14 protein-coding genes are annotated in these 16,620 nt (G+C 69.3%); 4 read left to right on the top strand and 10 right to left on the bottom strand.

The window, feature by feature from the left end; translation table 11 throughout:
- Positions 1 to 134: 134 nt before the first annotated feature.
- The 8 genes from AB5J53_RS16250 to AB5J53_RS16215 form a co-directional block, all read right to left on the bottom strand.
- On the bottom strand, positions 135 to 1,847 hold the full coding sequence (locus AB5J53_RS16250) for a histidinol-phosphate transaminase (protein ID WP_369246368.1): 1,713 nt from the start codon (positions 1,845 to 1,847) through the stop codon (positions 135 to 137).
- A gap of 182 nt (positions 1,848 to 2,029) precedes the next feature.
- Positions 2,030 to 3,178 (bottom strand): aldose epimerase family protein, encoded by a 1,149-nt coding sequence (locus tag AB5J53_RS16245; protein WP_369246367.1) that lies wholly within the window; start codon positions 3,176 to 3,178, stop codon positions 2,030 to 2,032.
- A gap of 53 nt (positions 3,179 to 3,231) precedes the next feature.
- On the bottom strand, positions 3,232 to 4,476 hold the full coding sequence (gene mmsB, locus AB5J53_RS16240; RefSeq protein WP_369246366.1) for a multiple monosaccharide ABC transporter permease: 1,245 nt from the start codon (positions 4,474 to 4,476) through the stop codon (positions 3,232 to 3,234).
- Positions 4,473 to 6,023 carry a multiple monosaccharide ABC transporter ATP-binding protein gene (gene mmsA / locus AB5J53_RS16235; protein WP_369246365.1) on the bottom strand — a complete coding sequence of 517 codons (1,551 nt, stop codon included), beginning with the start codon at positions 6,021 to 6,023 and terminating at the stop codon, positions 4,473 to 4,475. Before mmsA ends, mmsB begins: the two co-directional genes overlap by 4 nt.
- 45 nt (positions 6,024 to 6,068) lie before the next feature.
- Positions 6,069 to 7,175 (bottom strand): multiple monosaccharide ABC transporter substrate-binding protein, encoded by a 1,107-nt coding sequence (gene chvE, locus AB5J53_RS16230; RefSeq protein ID WP_369246364.1) that lies wholly within the window; start codon positions 7,173 to 7,175, stop codon positions 6,069 to 6,071.
- A gap of 39 nt (positions 7,176 to 7,214) precedes the next feature.
- The gene (locus AB5J53_RS16225) at positions 7,215 to 8,183 is read right to left on the bottom strand and encodes a hypothetical protein (protein ID WP_369246363.1); all 969 of its coding nucleotides are present in this window, start codon (positions 8,181 to 8,183) and stop codon (positions 7,215 to 7,217) included.
- Positions 8,184 to 8,311: 128 nt separating this feature from the next.
- Entirely contained in the window at positions 8,312 to 9,316 is a 1,005-nt protein-coding gene (locus tag AB5J53_RS16220; RefSeq protein ID WP_369246362.1) for a zinc-binding dehydrogenase, read from the bottom strand.
- Entirely contained in the window at positions 9,313 to 10,470 is a 1,158-nt protein-coding gene (locus AB5J53_RS16215; RefSeq protein ID WP_369246361.1) for a mandelate racemase/muconate lactonizing enzyme family protein, read from the bottom strand. Before AB5J53_RS16215 ends, AB5J53_RS16220 begins: the two co-directional genes overlap by 4 nt.
- Positions 10,471 to 10,724: 254 nt before the next feature.
- Here AB5J53_RS16215 and AB5J53_RS16210 point away from each other — a divergent pair, with 254 nt between their 5' ends.
- A complete protein-coding gene (locus tag AB5J53_RS16210) occupies positions 10,725 to 11,510 on the top strand; it encodes a hypothetical protein (protein ID WP_369246360.1) in 786 nt (261 codons plus the stop codon).
- Between the two features lie 183 nt (positions 11,511 to 11,693).
- On the top strand, positions 11,694 to 11,819 hold the full coding sequence (locus AB5J53_RS16205; protein WP_369246359.1) for a hypothetical protein: 126 nt from the start codon (positions 11,694 to 11,696) through the stop codon (positions 11,817 to 11,819).
- 7 nt (positions 11,820 to 11,826) lie between these two features.
- Here the strand turns inward: AB5J53_RS16205 and AB5J53_RS16200 are convergent, their stop codons facing one another.
- A complete protein-coding gene (locus tag AB5J53_RS16200) occupies positions 11,827 to 12,276 on the bottom strand; it encodes a MarR family winged helix-turn-helix transcriptional regulator (protein WP_369246358.1) in 450 nt (149 codons plus the stop codon).
- Positions 12,277 to 12,425: 149 nt separating this feature from the next.
- On the opposite strand from AB5J53_RS16200, the gene AB5J53_RS16195 reads away from it, so the two are divergent.
- Together AB5J53_RS16195 and AB5J53_RS16190 are read left to right on the top strand one after the other, a co-directional pair.
- Complete coding sequence (locus AB5J53_RS16195) at positions 12,426 to 13,448, top strand: NADP-dependent oxidoreductase (RefSeq protein WP_369246357.1); 1,023 nt, start codon at positions 12,426 to 12,428, stop codon at positions 13,446 to 13,448.
- A gap of 115 nt (positions 13,449 to 13,563) precedes the next feature.
- A complete protein-coding gene (locus tag AB5J53_RS16190; RefSeq protein ID WP_369246356.1) occupies positions 13,564 to 13,983 on the top strand; it encodes an organic hydroperoxide resistance protein in 420 nt (139 codons plus the stop codon).
- A 64-nt stretch (positions 13,984 to 14,047) separates the two neighbouring features.
- Here the strand turns inward: AB5J53_RS16190 and AB5J53_RS16185 are convergent, their stop codons facing one another.
- Entirely contained in the window at positions 14,048 to 16,609 is a 2,562-nt protein-coding gene (locus AB5J53_RS16185; RefSeq protein ID WP_369246355.1) for a M14 family zinc carboxypeptidase, read from the bottom strand.
- Between the last annotated feature and the right edge of the window lie 11 nt (positions 16,610 to 16,620).

Here is a 16,620-nt window from a genome sequence, read left to right as displayed (position 1 = left end):
TGCGGCGTTGTCGTCGGTCGGCGACGCTCCGCGTCGACTCCCTCCTCCGCCTTGCAGCTGCACGCACGAAGCTCCGCTCACCGGCAGTTGTGAGGCGCCGTAACCCGAAGTCGGCGTGATCCGAAAGACAGGCCCTAACCCGCCTGGCCGTACAGCATGGCGCCCACGGCCGGCCAGCCGGTGGGCTGCTGTGGCTGGGGCTGTGGTTCCGGCTGGGTGCGGCCCCGGACCTGGGCGGCCGTCAGGCCTCCCTGGGCGCCCAGCGAGGCGGCGTTCGTCATGCCGGGCATCCCGGTCTGGGCGACGGGCTGGAGTCCTGGGGCCTGGGCCGCGGCGGGCATCGCGGGCGCTGGTGCCGAGCCCGGTGCCAGGCCGGGCATCGCCCCGGGCGCCTGCGCCGCGGCCGGTGCCGGCCAGGCGGTGGGCTGCGGGGCGGCGGGCTGCGAAGCGGGGGACGGGAAGTTCGACACCGCCGCGGGCTGCTGCGGGGAGGGGAAGTTCGACACGGCCGCCGGCTGTTGCGGGGCAGGGAAGTTCGCCACCGCCGCGGGCTGCGCGGCGGGCAGGCTCGGCATCGGCCCGGGCTGTGCCGGCGCGGGCCCCGGCCACGCGTTCGCCTGCGCGGCCAGGCCCTGCATGCCCGCCCCGTTCGTGGCGCTGACCAGGCGGTCAACCGCCGCCGTGCCCGAGCTGTAGCTGGTCCCTGTGCTCAGCTCGGGCACGGCGGCTCCCCTCCTGGTCCCGTAGAGCACCTGCTCCAGGCCGGACACCAGGCGACGCACGTCCACCTGGGGGCGCACCACGAGTCTCAGGAAGCGGCTGGACGAACCGATCTTGTTGCCGCACTCGCGGACCAGGATCCGGTGCTCGGTCAGCAGCCGGTCCCGGACCACGGTGCCTTCGGCGCCCACGGGGAGGCGCACGAAGAGGAAGTTGCCCTGCGACGGGTAGACCGTCAGGCCGGGCAGCTGGGAGAGCTGCTGGGCCATGTCGAGCCGGTCGCGGCGGACCATGTGCAGGCTCTGCATGTACTCCTGGCCGTGCTCCTTGAGCATGAACACCACGGTCTCGGCGAAGGAGTTGAGATTCCACTTGGGCAGCATGGAGCGGACCTTGCCGGCGAGGGCCGGGTTGGCGACGAGATAGCCGAAGCGGATGCCGTGCAGGCCGAAGTTCTTGCCGAGGCTGCGCAGCACGATGACGTTGGGCCGCATCACCGCGTCCTCGACCACGCTCGGTTCGGACTCGGCGTCGGCGAACTCCAGGAACGACTCGTCGATGACGATCAGGTCCAGGTCAGCCATCGCGTCCATGAACTGGATGACCGACTGGCGGGGGAGGAAGCCGCCGTCGGGGTTGTTCGGGTTGCAGATGACGGCGACACGCGTGCCACGGGCGCGGATGAACTGGGCGTACTTGGCGAGGTCCAGGGCGAATCCGGTGGACTCCTGGAGCGGGAACATGTCGACCCGCTTGCCGGTCTCCATCGGCTGATCGGTCCAGCGGCCGAAGGTGGGCACGGGTATCGCCAGGGACTCCCGGACCAGCAAGTGGTCGATCCAGGTGATGAGTTCGGTCGAGCCGTTGCCCATCGCGACGCACTGCGGCGGGAGCTGGAGCAGCGAGCACAGCTCGGCGGTGATGGTGTCGGCGCTGCTCGGGTAGTACGTGATGATCTCGCGCAGCCGGCCGGCCAGCTCGTCGAACATCGCGGGCGTCGGAAAGTACGGATTGCACGGGATGCAGAAGTCCACCGGACCGGCCCCGTCACCCTCCCGCGTCAGCGCGGCCATGGACGGGCTGTGCGCCGCAGTGCCGCGAAAGAGCGAGGTGACATTGCCGGCCATGGAACCTCCGTATAGGGCGGGCCCGCGGGGGAGGACGGGCCCTCCGTCTTTGGGTGGCCCGTGCGGGGGAGCACGGGCCGCCCTCTCATACGGATACGGAGGTGGCGCTGTTCAACTCGTGTGAATTCAGTGTGGGTTCGCTTCCCGGCGCAACCGGGGCCCCCGCGAAGCCGTCAAGGGCCTCAGGCGCTGAACGAGTGCACCGTCGTGCTGCGGTACGTCTCGCCCGGCCGCAGGACCGTCGAAGGGAACTTCGGCTGGTTCGGCGAGTCCGGGAAGTGCTGCGTCTCCAGGCACAGCGCGTCGCCCTGCCGGTAGATGTGGCCACCGGTGCCGACGAGCGTGCCGTCCAGGAAGTTGCCCGAGTAGAACTGCAGGCCCGGCTGGTCGGTGGCGATCTTCAGGGTGCGGCCGGAGGACGGATCGCGCAGGGTGGCGATGTGCTCGGGCTTCGCCGTGATGCCCTTGTCGAGCACCCAGTTGTGGTCGATGCCCTTGCCGTACAGCAGCTGCTGGTTGGCGACCCGGATGTCCTCGCCGACCGTCTTGGTGTGGCGGAAGTCGAAGGGGGTGCCCGCGACCTTGGCCAGCTCACCGGTGGGGATCAGGCCCGAGTCGACGGGGGTGTAGCGGGAGGCGGCGATCTTCAGCTCGTGGTCGTAGATCGAGCCGCTGCCCTCGCCCGCCAGGTTCCAGTAGACATGGCTGGTGAGGTTGACGACGGTGGCCTTGTCGGTGGTGGCCTCGTAGTCGATGCGCCAGTCGCCGTGCCGGGTGAGGGTGTAGGTGACCTTCGCCTTGAGCGTGCCGGGGTAGCCCATCTCGCCGTCGACGCTGGTGTAGTGCAGGACGAGGCCGACGTCGGAGCCGGAGGTGAAGCCCTCCACGTCCCAGACGTGCTTGTCGAAGCCCTGGGAACCGCCGTGCAGACTGTTCACGCCGTCGTTGACGGACAGCTGGTAGCTCTTGCCGTCGAGAGTGAACTGCCCCTTGGCGATGCGGTTGCCGTAGCGGCCGATGAGCGCGCCGAAGTACGGGGTCTTCGCGACGTAGTCCTCGATGTTGTCGAAGCCCAGGGAGACGTTCTTGTAGCGGCCGTGCCGGTCCGGGATCTCCAGGGATTGGACGACGCCGCCCCAGGACAGGACCTTCAGGCGCGTGCCGCCGTTCTCCAGCGACCAGCGGTAGACCTTCGTCCCGTCGGCGAGCTTGCCGAAGAGCTCCTTCACCGGCTTCCTGCCTCCCGTGGCGTGTGCCGTTCCCCCGAGCGTGGTCGCGGCGATGCCCGCGGCCGCGGCCCCTGCGATGACCGTGCGTCTGTTCAGTTCCATTTGCGGCTCCCGTAAAGGGTGGGGCCCCGCCTTGGTGGCGGGGCCCAGCTGACTTACGAACCGGACTTGCGCTTGTTCCACACGTCGAAGCCGACCGCCGCCAACAGGGCCAGGCCCTTGATGACCTGCTGCCAGTCGGTGCCGACGCTGAGAAGGTTCATGCCGTTGTTCAGCACGCCGAGGACGAGACCACCGATGATGGCACCGAGCACGGTACCGACACCGCCGCTCATGGACGCGCCACCGATGAACGACGAGGCGATCGCCTCGAGTTCGAAGTTCAGGCCGGCCTTCGGCGAGGCCGCGTTCAGACGGGCGGCGACCACCAGACCCGCCAGGGCCGCGAGCACGCCCATGTTCAGGAAGACCAAGAAGGTGACCTTCTTGTCCTTGACGCCGGACAGCTTCGCCGCCGGGAGGTTGCCGCCGATCGCGTAGATGTGGCGGCCGAAGACGGCGTTGCGCATGACGTAGCCGTAACCGACCACCAGGACGCCGAGGACGATCAGGATGATCGGCGCGCCCTGGTAGCTGGCGAGCAGCATCGTGACCGCGAGGACCGCGGCGGCGATGGCGACCAGCTTGAGCAGGAAGGCGTTGCGCGGCAGCACGTCCAGCGAGAACTCCTGCTGGCGCTTGCGGTCGCGGACCTCCTGGTAGACCGCGAAGGCCAGCAGCACGAAGCCCAGCAGCAGGGTGAGGTTGTGGTAGTTGGTGTTGGGGCCGACCTCCGGCAGGAAGCCGTTGCCGAGCTTCTGCAGGCCGTCCGGGAACGGGCCGAGGGTCTGGCCCTGCAGGAAGATCTCCGTCAGACCGCGGAAGAGCAGCATGCCGGCCAGGGTGACGATGAACGACGGTATGCCGAGATACGCGATCAGGAACCCTTGCATCGAGCCGGCCACCGCGCCCACCAGCAGGCACAGCACCAGCGCCACCGGCCACGCCACACCGTGCTGCACCGTCAGCACGGCCGCGAACGCGCCGATGAACGCCGTCAGCGATCCCACCGACAGGTCGATGTGACCCGCGATGATCACCAGCATCATGCCGATCGCGAGGATCAGGATGTAGCTGTTCTGCAGCACCAGGTTGGAGACGTTGCGCGGCAGCAGCAGGTCGCCGTCGGTCCAGACCGCGAAGAGGGCGACGATCAGGCCGAGGGCGATCAGCATGCCGTACTGCCGCATGTTGCGGCGCAGGCCGTTCAGCATCAGCTGCAGCAGGTTGCCGTCGGCCGAACTCCCGCTCTTGCCGGGCGGCGCCGAGGCCGGGACCTTGTCCGTCACATCCGTGCTCATCGGGTTACCTCTTTGTCCTTCGTCATCTGGCGCATCAGCACTTCCTGCGTGGCCTCGGCCCGCGGGACCTCGCCCGTGAGCCGCCCGGCGGCCATGGTGTAGATGCGGTCGCACATACCGAGCAGTTCGGGCAGCTCGGAGGAGATGAAGACGACCGCCTTGCCCTCGGCGGCCAGCTGGTCGATGACCGTGTAGATCTCGTACTTGGCGCCCACGTCGATGCCGCGCGTCGGCTCGTCCAGGATCAGCACCTCGGGACCCGCGAAGATCCACTTGCTGAGGACGACCTTCTGCTGGTTGCCGCCGGACAGCCTGCCCACCGTCTCGAAGACGGTCGGCGCCTTGATGTTCATGGACTTGCGGAAGCGCTCGGAGACCTTGCGCTCCTCGTGCTCGTCGACCACACCGCGCCTCGCGACCTTGCCCAGGGCGGTCAGCGAGATGTTCCGGTTGATGTTGTCGATGAGGTTGAGGCCGTAGTGCTTGCGGTCCTCGGTGACGTACGCGATGCCGTGATCGACCGCCTCGGCGACGGTCTTCGTACGGATCTCCTTGCCGTCCTTGAGGACCGTGCCGCCCGCGTGCCGGCCGTAGGTGCGCCCGAAGACGCTCATCGCGAGCTCGGTGCGGCCGGCGCCCATCAGGCCCGCGATGCCGACGATCTCCCCGCGCCGCACGTTGATCGACACATCGTCGACCACCTTGCGCTGCTGGTCGATCGGGTGGTGCACCGTCCAGTTGCGGATCTCAAGGGCCGGCGCCGAGCCCACCTCGCCCTCGAACGGCGTGCGGTCGGGGAAGCGGTGGTCGAGATCGCGGCCGACCATGCCGGAGATGATCCGGTCCTCGGTGGTCTCCGGCGCCTTGACGTCGAGAGTCTCGATGGACCGGCCGTCGCGCAGGATCGTCACCGAGTCGGCGACCCGGCGGATCTCGTTCAGCTTGTGGGAGATGATGATCGAGGTGATGCCCTGCTTCTTCAACTCCAGGATGAGATCGAGGAGTTTGCCGCTGTCCTCGTCGTTGAGAGCCGCGGTCGGCTCGTCGAGGATGAGCAGCTTCACCTTCTTGGAGAGCGCCTTGGCGATCTCCACCAGCTGCTGCTTGCCCACGCCGATGTCGGTGATCCGGGTCTCCGGGTGGTCGGTCAGACCGACCCGGCGCAGCAGCTCGGTGGCGTGCTTCAGCGTCTCGTTCCAGTTGATGAACCCGCCCGAGGCGTGTTCGTTGCCGAGGAAGATGTTCTCCGCGATCGACAGGAACGGCACCAGGGCCAGCTCCTGATGGATGATCACGATGCCGTGCTGCTCGCTCGCCCGGATGTCCTTGAACTCGCAGGTCTCACCCTCGAAGAGGATGTCGCCCTCGTAGGTGCCGTGCGGATGGACGCCGGAGAGCACCTTCATCAAGGTGGACTTTCCGGCGCCGTTCTCACCGCAGATGGCGTGAACCTCGCCCTGACGGACGGTCAGCGTGACGTCCGACAGCGCTTTGACGCCGGGAAAGGTCTTGACGATCGAGCGCATTTCCAGGACGGGTCCCGCCATGGTCGTGCCCTTTCTTCAGGCCGTAGGAATTGACCGACAGGGGGACTACTGCAGCTCGCTGGCCTTGTAGTAGCCGGTGTCGACCAGTTCCTTCGTGTAGTTGGTCTTGTCGACGCTCACCGGCTGCAGCAGGTAGGCGGGGACGACCTTGGTGCCGTTGTCGTACGTCTTGGTGTCGTTGGTCTCCGGCTTCTTGCCGTTGAGGACGTCGTCGACCATGGCCGCGGCGACATCGGCGAGCTTGCGGGTGTCCTTGTAGACGGTCTGCGTCTGCTGGCCCGCGATGATCGACTTCACCGAGGCGAGCTCGGCGTCCTGGCCGGTGATGACCGGCAGCGGCTTGCTGGAGGAGCCGTAGCCGTCCGACTTCAGCGCGGCGAGGATGCCGATGGAGATGCCGTCGTACGGCGACAGGACCGCGTCGACCCTGCCGCTCTTGTAGGTGGAGGTGAGGATGTCCTCCATGCGCTTCTGCGCGGTGGCGCCGTCCCAGCGCAGGGTGGTGACCTGGGTGAGCTTGGTCTGGCCGGACTTGACGACGAGCTTCTTGTTGTCGATGTACGGCTGCAGGACGCTCATCGCGCCGTTGAAGAAGTACTTGGTGTTGTTGTCGTCGTTGGAGCCGGCGAACAGCTCGATGTTGAACGGGCCCTTGCCGTCCTTCAGGCCCAGCTTGTCGACGATGTAGCTGGCCTGCAGCTCACCGACCTTGGTGTTGTCGAACGACGCGTAGTAGTCCACGTTCTTCGTGCCGAGGATCAGACGGTCGTAGGCGATCACCGGGATCTTGGCGTCGGCGGCCTGCTGCAGCACGTTGTTCAGCGACTTGTTGTCGATGGCCGCGACGATCAGGCCCTTGACGCCCTGCGTGATCAGGTTCTCGATCTGCGAGACCTGCTGGTCGGGGTCGTCCTCGCCGTAGACCAGCTTGGTCTTGTAGCCCTTGGACTCCAGGTCCTTGACGACGTTCTTGCCGTCGGCGATCCAGCGCTCGGAGGACTTGGTGGGCATCGCGATACCGATGGTGCCGCCCTTGGCACTGCCCTTGTCCTCCTTGCTGCCGCCTTCACCGCTCTGTCCGCAGGCGGTCAGGGTGAGGGCGAGGGAGGCGGCTCCGGCTATGAGGGTGAGGGCGCTTCTGCGAGTGCGCATGGTGATCAGTCCTTGTTCTTCTCGTCGTTGAGAGGGTGTTCAGGCCTCGGTGGGGAAGCGGTTGAGCGGGCCGGGCAGCCGGGAGCCGAGCGGCGCCATGTCGCCGTCCGCGCCGTGCCGGGCGAGCAGGTCGAGAGCGAGCCGGCCGCGCCGTACCCGCTCCCGGGCGGTGTCCAGGGTCAGGTCCCGCATATGGGTGCCGTACGGGTAGATCCCGGGTGCCTTGGACAGACCGAACTTCAGATAGAGCGGTGCGCCGCGCCGGATCAGCTCGGCGACCTCGTACATCCGCACGTACCCGCCGAGGTCGTCGGGGGCCTCGATGTACATGTCCATGGGGGCGGCGGAGACCCGCCGGATCTCGGTGAGGTGATCGAGCGTCAGATCACTCGGTACGTTGATGGAGTCGCCGCCGAGGTTCTCGTACACGGCGTACGAGGCCGGGTTGACGGGGCCCACCAGCGCCGAGACCTTCAGTGTCGTGTCGGCCGGGATGATCCCGGCGACGCGGGCCCGGTGCAGCGTCCACAGCACGCCCTCGTCGGCGACGAGCAGGCACTTGACGCCCAACTCCGTTGCCCGGACGGCGTCTTCGACACAGCCGGCGACCGCGTCGTGGCCCCGGGCGCGCAGGCCGGCGCCGCGCGAGTCGGTGCGTACGGAGGCGCCGATGTCCCAGGTGCCGCGCGGCCCGGTGAAGAGGCAGAGCTCGATGTCGCGCTCACCGGTGGCCTCGACCATCTCGGTGATCTCGGCGTCGGTCAGCATCCAGACACCGCTGCCCTGGCTGATCCGGTGGATCGGCACATCGAGCCGCGAGGACTCCTTGAGGACCACGGCAACGGCCTCGGGGCCTTCGACGGACGGAACCTCGGTGCGCCAGCGGCCGCCTCCCGGGAAGGTGTGCGGCGAGGCGTCGGCTGGTGAGAGGTCGGGCGCGCCCAGGCCGAGCGCGGCGAGCGCCTGCTCACCGGGTCGACGGGCTGCCGTAAGGGAGGCGTCGGTCACAAGCTGTCCTTCGCGTTCGATATTTCGGACATGGTTCGTGTCGGTGGGTGTACGCCGGTACGAAGCGTCAGGTGTCTCCGTACCGGCGTACGGATCAGGGGAGCGGAAGAACCTGGCTCATGGACGGCTCATGGACGCAGAAGGACCTTTCCGACCTTGGGATCCCCGGACCCCACCAGCTCGATGGCCTGGGGGAACTCGGCGAGCGGCAGCTCGTGCGTGACCAGCGGCGACGGGTTCAGCAGCCCCGCGCCGAACACCCGCACCGTGTGCGCCCAGGCCTCCGGCGGCGCCCCGAACACGGTGTGCACCTCCAGCTGCCGTACGACGAGATCGGTGGGGTCGAGTCCCTCGGCGCCCGGCGCCGGGATCCCCGTCAGGACCAGGCGTCCGCCGCGCCTGAGCAGGGAGGCGGCGGTGCGCGCGGCGGACGCGGACCCGGCGGTCTCGATGACGACGTCGAAGTCGTCGGGGAGTTCCTGGTCCCGGGTGCGGAAGTCGGTGGCGCCGAAGTCCCTGGAGAGCTTGTCGCGATCCGGCCGGGTGCCCACCACGAGCAGCTCGGCGGGGGAGCCCGCCTTCAGGAACTGCACGGCGAACATCCCGAGGGTCCCCGTGCCCACCACCGCGACCCGCTCACCGGGCCTTGCGTTGGCCTTGAGCGCGGCGGCCGCGATGCAGGCGGCGGGCTCCAGCAGGGCGGCGGCCGTCAAGTCGGCGTCGTCCGGCAGGACATGGAGCAGCCGGGCGGGGAGGGTGAGGGTGGTGGCCATCGCGCCCGGCTGGGTGAAGCCGGTCTCCTCGTACCCCGCCGTGCACAGCGTGGTCTCGCCCGCGTGGCAGCGGTCGCAGACCTGGCAGTTGCGGAAGCCCTCGCCGACGACCTTGCGGCCGACGAGGGACTCGGGCACGTCCGCGCCGACCCTCTCCACCGTCCCGGACCACTCGTGGCCGGGCGTGAGGGGGTAGCGGACGTACCCGTCGGGCCGGTTGCCCTGATAGACCTCGCGGTCGCTGCCGCAGATGCCGACGGCGTGGACGCGGACGAGCGCCTCGCCGGCCCCCGGCTCCCGGGGCTCGTGGGCGGTCAGCCGGTGCTCGCCCGGCGCCTCGATGACGACCGCGGTGCTCACTGCGTCCCCTTCGGCTTGCGCTGCTCCCAGCCGTCCGCCCAGAGGTCGAACCGGGCCTGCTGCTGAGGGAATTCGGCCGCCGCGTCGGTGTCCAGCTCGACGCCGAGACCGGGCTCGTGCGACAGCTGGAAGTAGCCGTCGACGACCTGCGGCGCGCCCTTCACGACCTTCTTGATCTCCGCGTCCGCGAAGTCGTTGAAGTGCTCAAGGATCTTGAAGTTCGGCGAGGTGAAGCCGACCTGGAGGGAGGCGGCGGTGAGGACGGGCCCGCCGACGTTGTGCGGGGCGACGAGCACGTAGTGCGCCTCGGCGGTGGCGGCCAGCTTCCGCGTCTCCCAGATCCCGCCGATGTGGCCGACGTCGGGCTGGATGATGTCGACGGTCTGAGCCTCGAACAGCTCACGGAACTCGATGCGGTCGTGGATGCGCTCACCGGTGGCGACCGGGATGTCGACCTTGGCGGCGACCTTCTCCAGCGCCTTGAGGTTCTCCGGCGGGACCGGCTCCTCCAGCCAGGCGGGCTTGAAGGGCGCGAGCTCGCGGGCGAGCCGGATGGCGGTGGAAGGGGAGAACCGTCCGTGCATCTCCAGCATCAGCTCGGAGTCCGGCCCGATGGCGTCGCGCACGGCCTCGATGAGGGAGACGGCGTAGAGGGTCTGGTCGTGGTCGAGCTCGAAGTGCCCGGTCCCGAAGGGGTCGATCTTGAGGGCCTTGTACCCGCGGGCCATGACCTCCTGCGCGGCCTTGTGATAGGCCTCCGGGGTCCGCTCGGTCGTGTACCACCCATTGGCGTACGCCTTGACCTTGTCGGTGACCTTGCCGCCGAGCAGCTGCCACACCGGTACCCCGAGGGCCTTGCCCTTGATGTCCCAGCAGGCCATCTCGATGACGGCGATGCCGGACATCACGATCTCGCCGGCGCGTCCGTAGTCGCCGTACTTCATCCGTCGGACGAGGTCCTCGACAGCGAACGGGTCGGAGCCGAGAATGTGATTGGCCTCCGCCTCCCGCAGATAGCCGATCAGCGCGTCGGTGTGGCCCAGCATGCGGGTCTCGCCGACTCCGGTGATGCCCTCGTCGGTGTGCACCTGGACGTACGTCAGGTTCCGCCAGGGCGTCCCGACCACGTGTGTGCTGATTCCCGTGATGCGCACGGCAGTTGCCCCCTGTGCTCTTCGGCTCTGTTCGAAATTTCGTCACACGTTCGAAATGCTGGCGTGACAGTAAGGACATGGCCCCTGGAGTGTCAATGGGTCGAACGCATAACGGTTTCGACGCGATGGGATCGGGATGGCGGGGAATGTTCGGGGGTGTCTCAACTCGGCACGCCGGAACGGGAAGTTCAGCACACAACCTTCACAGCTGTGCCTATGAACGTTACCTGTGAGGAACTTAGTCTTCCCGCGTCATGGACTACTGCCACCCGTGCCGACGGCACCTCAACGGCGCCCTTGCCTGCCCGGGGTGCGGCACCCCAGTCGAAGAGCTCCGCGCGCATGCGGAGGAGACCGACGCGCGCCCGGAAACGGGCGTGGACGCGGACGACGCCGACGCGTACTACGACGAGGACGACGACGCGGACGAGCGGCCCGGACGGGCCGCGCGGCGGCGGGATCGGGGCCGGGGGCGCGGACGGGCGGCGCGGGGGGCCGACGGCCCCGGTGGCCCGGAAGGTCCGGATGCTCCGGGTGGCGCGAGCCGGCGGGACCGCAAGGCCGCGGCGCACCGTCGTCGGCGGCGCCGGACGCTGCTCGTCGCGGCGGGGTTCGTGCTCGCGGCGGGTGGGCTGAGTCTCGCCGAACTCGGCATCGACGCGCCAGGGTTGAGCCCGAAGCCGGCGGCGGCCGGGGGTGAGTCGGCCGACGGTTCGACGTCCTCGGACGCCAAGGAGACGGCGCAGCCGCTGGGTGACTCGTCGGGGGCGGGCGGCGCCTCGCCGACCGACTCGCCCGACGCCTCCGCGTCGCCCTCCGACTCCGGGTCTCCGTCCGCGTCCGCCTCCGGCAAGGACAAGGACAAGGATGAAGAGTCGGCAACCACCGGCACGACTCCGGGACGCGCGACCTCGGCCCCCACCCGCACCTCGGCCCCCGAAACCACCGCCCCCGTCACCTCCGTCCCCACGACGTCCGCCCCAACCCCGGCCCCTTCACCGTCGGAAACCTGCAACCGCTTCTTGTGGTGGTGCACGTAGGACGTTTCTCGCCCCCGCCGCCCCTGCCCGGTGGGGGCTTGTCGCGCCGTTCCCCGCGCCCCTTCAGGGGCGCGGGGAACGGCGCGATCTTTTAGCGGGGGTCTGGGGGCGGCAGCCCCCAGGTACGGGAATGGGCAGGGGCGGCGGGGGCGAAAAACCACTCCGCATGCCAGGCTTGCCGTCATGACGGCGGCGGGACGCGCGGAACCGGAGGTGGCGGATCCGGGCGACGTCGAGACGCCGGCGGTGGACGCCCTGCGCCGGCTCCTCGGGACCGCACGGGCCACCGCCGGCGGCGGACTCGCCTGAACCCGCCTCAGCCCTCGTGCACGTCCGCCCCCAGCATCCGCCGCAGCAGATCCCGCAGCGCCAGCCGCTCGTCCTCCGACAGCCCCGCCAGGGGCTCCCGCGCGAAGTTGAGGGAGTCGCGCAGCCCCCGGGCGACCTCCCGGCCCTCGGCCGTCGCCGCGGCGAGCTTGACGCGGCGGTCCGCCGGGTCCGGGCGCCGCTCCACCAGCCCCCGCGCCTCCAGCCGGTCCACGATCCCCGTGACATTGGACGGCTCGCACTTCAGCTGCTGCGCCAGCCGCCGCATCGGCAGCGACTCCAGCGACAGCAGGCTCAGCAGCCGCGCCTGCGCGCCGGTCAGCGCGTGCTCCGCCGCCGCGTCCTCGTACTCCTCGTGGTAGCGGGCCACGACCGTGCCGATCAGTTCGACGACCTCCATGGTCAGGGGGTCGATTCGGGGTGTCTTCTGCGTGGCCATGGACTCCAGGTTACCCCGTTACTTGACATCATGAAATATTCAGGCGCATTGTTGTTTCAGGTACTGAAGTATTTGCCCCCCGCGGAGCCGTACGCGAGAATCGGTACAAACTCGCGGAAACCCGTAGGAAACAGGAAAGGCGCACCCCCATGACCGACACCCCCACGCTCCCCGCCGTCAGCCGCGAATGGCACCTGGTCAGCCGCCCGGTCGGCTGGCCCAAGCCGGACGACTTCGCCCTGGTCGAGGCCGAGGTACGGCAGCCGGGGGAGGGCGAGGTCCTGGTGCGGAACAAGTACGTGTCCGTGGACCCGTACATGCGCGGCCGTATGAGCGCCGCCAAGTCGTACGCCGCGCCCTTCGAGCTGGGCAAGGTCATGCAGGGCGGAGCGGTCGGTGAGGTCGTCGCCTCGAACGCCGAGGGGATCGAGGCCGGCGACCACGTCCTGCACTTCTTCGGCTGGCGCGAGTACGCCGTCGTCGACGCCAAGCAGGCCGTCAAGGTGGACCCGCAGGCCGCGCCGCTGTCGACGTACCTCGGCGTCCTCGGGATGACCGGGCTCACCGCCTACGCGGGCCTCCTGCGCACCGCCTCCTTCAAGGAGGGCGACTCCGTCTTCGTCTCCGGCGCCGCCGGTGCCGTCGGCAGCCAGGTCGGGCAGATCGCCAAGCTCAAGGGCGCCTCGCGCGTCATCGGCTCCGCCGGGTCCGACGAGAAGGTCAAGCTGCTCGTCGAGGAGTACGGCTTCGACGCCGCCTTCAACTACAAGAACGGGCCGGTCGACGAGCAGCTGCGCGAGGCCGCCCCCGACGGCGTCGACGTCTACTTCGACAACGTGGGCGGTGACCACCTGGAGGCCGCGATCGGCTCCCTGAACCAGGACGGCCGCATCGCCGTCTGCGGCATGATCTCCGTCTACAACAGCACCGAGCCCGTCCCCGGCCCGGCGAACCTGGCCCGTCTGATCCAGACCCGCGGCCGCATCCAGGGCTTCCTCGTCAGCGACCACTACGACCTGCAGCCGCAGTTCGTCCAGGAGGTCGGTGGCTGGGTCCGCTCCGGCGAGCTCAAGTACAGCGAGACGGTCGTCGAGGGCATCGAGAACAACCTGGAGGCGTTCTTCGGCGTCCTGCGCGGCGACAACATCGGAAAGATGATCGTCAAGCTCTGAGCCCACGGCGATCCCGAGAGGGCCTGTCGCTGGACTTCCGGCATACGGTAACTTCTTTCCGAAGTCGTCGCGATCGTGGGCGCGAGTCGCGGCGGACCAAGGAGGAACGCACCGTATGTCCATCCAGCAGTCGGATGTCCTGTACACCGCCGTCGCCACCGCCGAGAACGGTCGCGACGGCCGGGTCGCCACCGACGACGGCAAGCTCGACGTCGTGGTCAACCCGCCCAAGGAGATGGGCGGCAGCGGCGCGGGCACCAACCCCGAGCAGCTCTTCGCCGCCGGGTACAGCGCCTGCTTCCAGGGCGCCCTCGGTGTCGTCGCCCGTCAGGAGAACGCCGACATCTCCGGCTCGACCGTCACCGCGAAGGTCGGCATAGGCAAGAACGAGGACGGGTTCGGGATCATCGTCGAGATCTCCGCCGACATCCCGAACGTCGATGCCGCCACCGCCCGCGCGCTCGTCGAGAAGGCCCACCAGGTGTGCCCGTACTCGAAGGCGACTCGCGGCAACATCACCGTGACGCTTGCCTGACGGCATTCGTTGCTCACGGCGGAGGCCGCACCCTAGGACGTGGGGTGCGGCCTCTGTCGTGCCACTACCCTCGGGACACCGTCAGCAAGGCCCTCCCCACCTGTGGGAACTCCCCCTTCGGATGGTCACGGAAGAGCGGCTCGGTGCCGAACAGCACCGCGTGCGGACCGCTGACCACCGACGCCCGGCCTCCCGCCGCCGTGGGCCCGCCCGTGCCGTCGTCCAGCGGCCGCCAGTGCCCGGAGACGAGCGGATCGCCCGTCGCGTACGACTGCTCGACGCGGACCCCGGGCCCGAGATCGGTGAACCAGACGGGGGCGTACACGAAACTGTGATCGGGAGCGCCCGTCGTGACCCAACCGCCCGAATTCACCACTCGCACCACGCCGTTGGCGTCCCCGTTGCCCTCGACCGGCTTCACGGCGAGCAGTCCGGCGGCGGCGTTGAGCGCGGCGCCCGTGGCTCCGCGGCCGACGAGGCCGTGGGTGCCCAGGAAGGCATCCAAGGCCGTCCGCGCCGACGCGGTCAGGGCCGAGTGGTCCAGCCCCGACGACACGAACAGCACATCCGCCGAGGACCAGTCGAAGCCCGCGTTGAGGATCGCCGTCGACACCGGGACCACGTCGAAGTTCATCTCACGGAGGGCGAAGAGCTCACCGGCGGTGACGGCGGCGGCGACGCGGGTGGGGTGCAGGAGGGTGCCGCCGGTCGTCTTCGTCGCGTCGAAGGCGACGTCGTACGCGCGGGCGAGGGCATCGGCCTTCGTCCGGGCCGAGGACGGCACGAGCGCACTGCCGTCGGCGGTCCGGCGCACGGAAACACCCTGCCGAAGAAGGGAGTTGAGCGCCGCGATCTCCTGCGGGGTGTCGAGACGCAGGCGCAGGTCGCCGCGCGGAGCGACGTATCCGACGCGCGTGGTGGCGCCGACCGTGCGCAACGGGACGGCGGACGGACTCCCGCTCAGCACGCGCTCGACCGTCGCGCCCCACAGGCGGCCCAGGCTCCAGCCCGAGATGTCGTACATCGTCGACACCTTGTCACTGATGTCCCGGCCGTCCGCGAGCATCACATTGGCGAGACCTCGTTTGGGCTGGTGCAGGTCCACGACGTACGAGCCCTTCGCGTACGACCGTCCCGCGAGCCGGAAGCCGTGGACCGCGCGCGTGACGCGTACGTCATTGGCGAGCAGGTGGTCGACGAGGCGGGCGGCGGCGGTGGCCGAGCGCTGTGTCGGGCCGGCCGGAATGACGTACGCGCGCGGGAAGTCGGTCGTGTAGACGTCCTCGGGGCCGATGCCCGGGACGCCGGGGACCGTCTCGGCGGAGACCGGCACCTGGGCAGCGCCCGTCGCACCGCGCCGGAAGACCTCGATCTGGTCGGCGATGAGGGAAGTCCGGTGGGACTTGGCGAAGTCGAGCGTCGCCCGCATGGCGGCGCCGGCCACGTCGACGTTGATGGCCGAGCGGCGCCTGAGCTCGTCCACCGGCAGCGTGTCGTACGCCGAGTTGTTCACCGTCAGCGGGATCTCGACGGTGTGCGCGGCGACCGTGCCATGGAACGCCGCGTACTGGGGTGTGAAGATCGGCGGCCAGTCGTCCCAGCCCTCGCGCTGGTCGCGGAAGGGGATCTGAGCCGGCTCCACGCCGTCCTTGGCGGGGGTGAGGCCGAGGCCGTTGACGGCGGCCTCCATGCCGAGGGCGTTGGCGTAGGTGTTCTTGAGGAAGAGGTCGTACTCGTAGTTCTCGCCGTGCGGCGGGGTGGTCGGCTCGATGAGGGTGCCGTTGACGTAACCGTGGAGGTCGAGCATGACGGCCGGCTGCTTGTCGATCCCGATCTGCCGCACCGCGCGCGCCTCGGGCTGCGAGGCGGTGATGAAGTCGCGGTTCAGGTCGAAGCCGTTGGCGTTGGTGCGGGTGCCCGCGATACGGCCGTCCGGGTTCGCGGTGATGTTGAAGTAGAGGCGGTTGTGGGCGAGGAGGTCGGTGGTCTTCGCGTCGTGCGCGGTCGCGAGCTGCTGGATCAGCTTGAGGGCGGCGTCCGTGCCCTCCCACTCGTTGCCGTGGATGTTGTTGTTGAAGAACACGGGCGTTTTGTAGGTCTTCTTGACGGCCGGATCCTTGGCCGCCGCCTGGGGCGCGTTCTCGATGAGTTCGCGCAGACGTTCCTGGGCGCGGGTCTCGCGGGCGCTCTCCGGGGCGGTGACGGTGACGAGGTAGAGCCGGTGACCGCCGGCCGAGCGGCCCGCGACCTCGACGCTCACACGGTCGCCGAGCTGCTGCAGGGCGTTCAGCTTCGGGGCGATGGCGTGGTACGGGGTGAGGCCGAGCTTGATGGACTTGTCGGCGGGGTTCTCCGGGTCCGGGGTGAGGACCTGTTCGCGGGGGTAGCCGCCGGGGCTCGCGCTCGCGGAGAGGTCGGTGACGGGGGCGGTGAGGGCGTTGCGGGCGGCGCTCGCGGGGGCCCCGGCGGCGCCGCTCTCCGAGGCGGATCCCTCGCGGACCGGCGGTTTGCGGTCCGCGGTGGCGCTGTGCGGTGCGAACAGCAGCGAGCCGGCCGCGGTGGCGGTGACGCCGGCGATCAGGACACGTCTGGGAAGACGCTTCGGAAGAGGCTTCGGTAAGCGCACGCGTCGTACCT

It is taken from the genome of Streptomyces sp. R41 (assembly GCF_041053055.1).
Lineage (GTDB): Bacteria > Actinomycetota > Actinomycetes > Streptomycetales > Streptomycetaceae > Streptomyces.
The sequence above is the reverse complement of the archived record's forward strand: the minus strand, read 5'-3'. Positions and strand labels throughout refer to the sequence as shown.

Bases quoted from the DNA above. Each gene is read 5' to 3' on its own strand.
- AB5J53_RS16250 (WP_369246368.1), bottom strand. From the start codon at position 1,847: ATGGCCGGCAATGTCACCTCGCTCTTTCGCGGCACTGCGGCGCACAGC.
- AB5J53_RS16245 (WP_369246367.1), bottom strand. From the start codon at position 3,178: ATGGAACTGAACAGACGCACGGTCATCGCAGGGGCCGCGGCCGCGGGC.
- mmsB (WP_369246366.1), bottom strand. From the start codon at position 4,476: ATGAGCACGGATGTGACGGACAAGGTCCCGGCCTCGGCGCCGCCCGGC.
- mmsA (WP_369246365.1), bottom strand. From the start codon at position 6,023: ATGGCGGGACCCGTCCTGGAAATGCGCTCGATCGTCAAGACCTTTCCC.
- chvE (WP_369246364.1), bottom strand. From the start codon at position 7,175: ATGCGCACTCGCAGAAGCGCCCTCACCCTCATAGCCGGAGCCGCCTCC.
- AB5J53_RS16210 (WP_369246360.1), top strand. From the start codon at position 10,725: ATGGACTACTGCCACCCGTGCCGACGGCACCTCAACGGCGCCCTTGCC.
- AB5J53_RS16205 (WP_369246359.1), top strand. From the start codon at position 11,694: ATGACGGCGGCGGGACGCGCGGAACCGGAGGTGGCGGATCCGGGCGAC.
- AB5J53_RS16200 (WP_369246358.1), bottom strand. From the start codon at position 12,276: ATGGCCACGCAGAAGACACCCCGAATCGACCCCCTGACCATGGAGGTC.
- AB5J53_RS16195 (WP_369246357.1), top strand. From the start codon at position 12,426: ATGACCGACACCCCCACGCTCCCCGCCGTCAGCCGCGAATGGCACCTG.
- AB5J53_RS16190 (WP_369246356.1), top strand. From the start codon at position 13,564: ATGTCCATCCAGCAGTCGGATGTCCTGTACACCGCCGTCGCCACCGCC.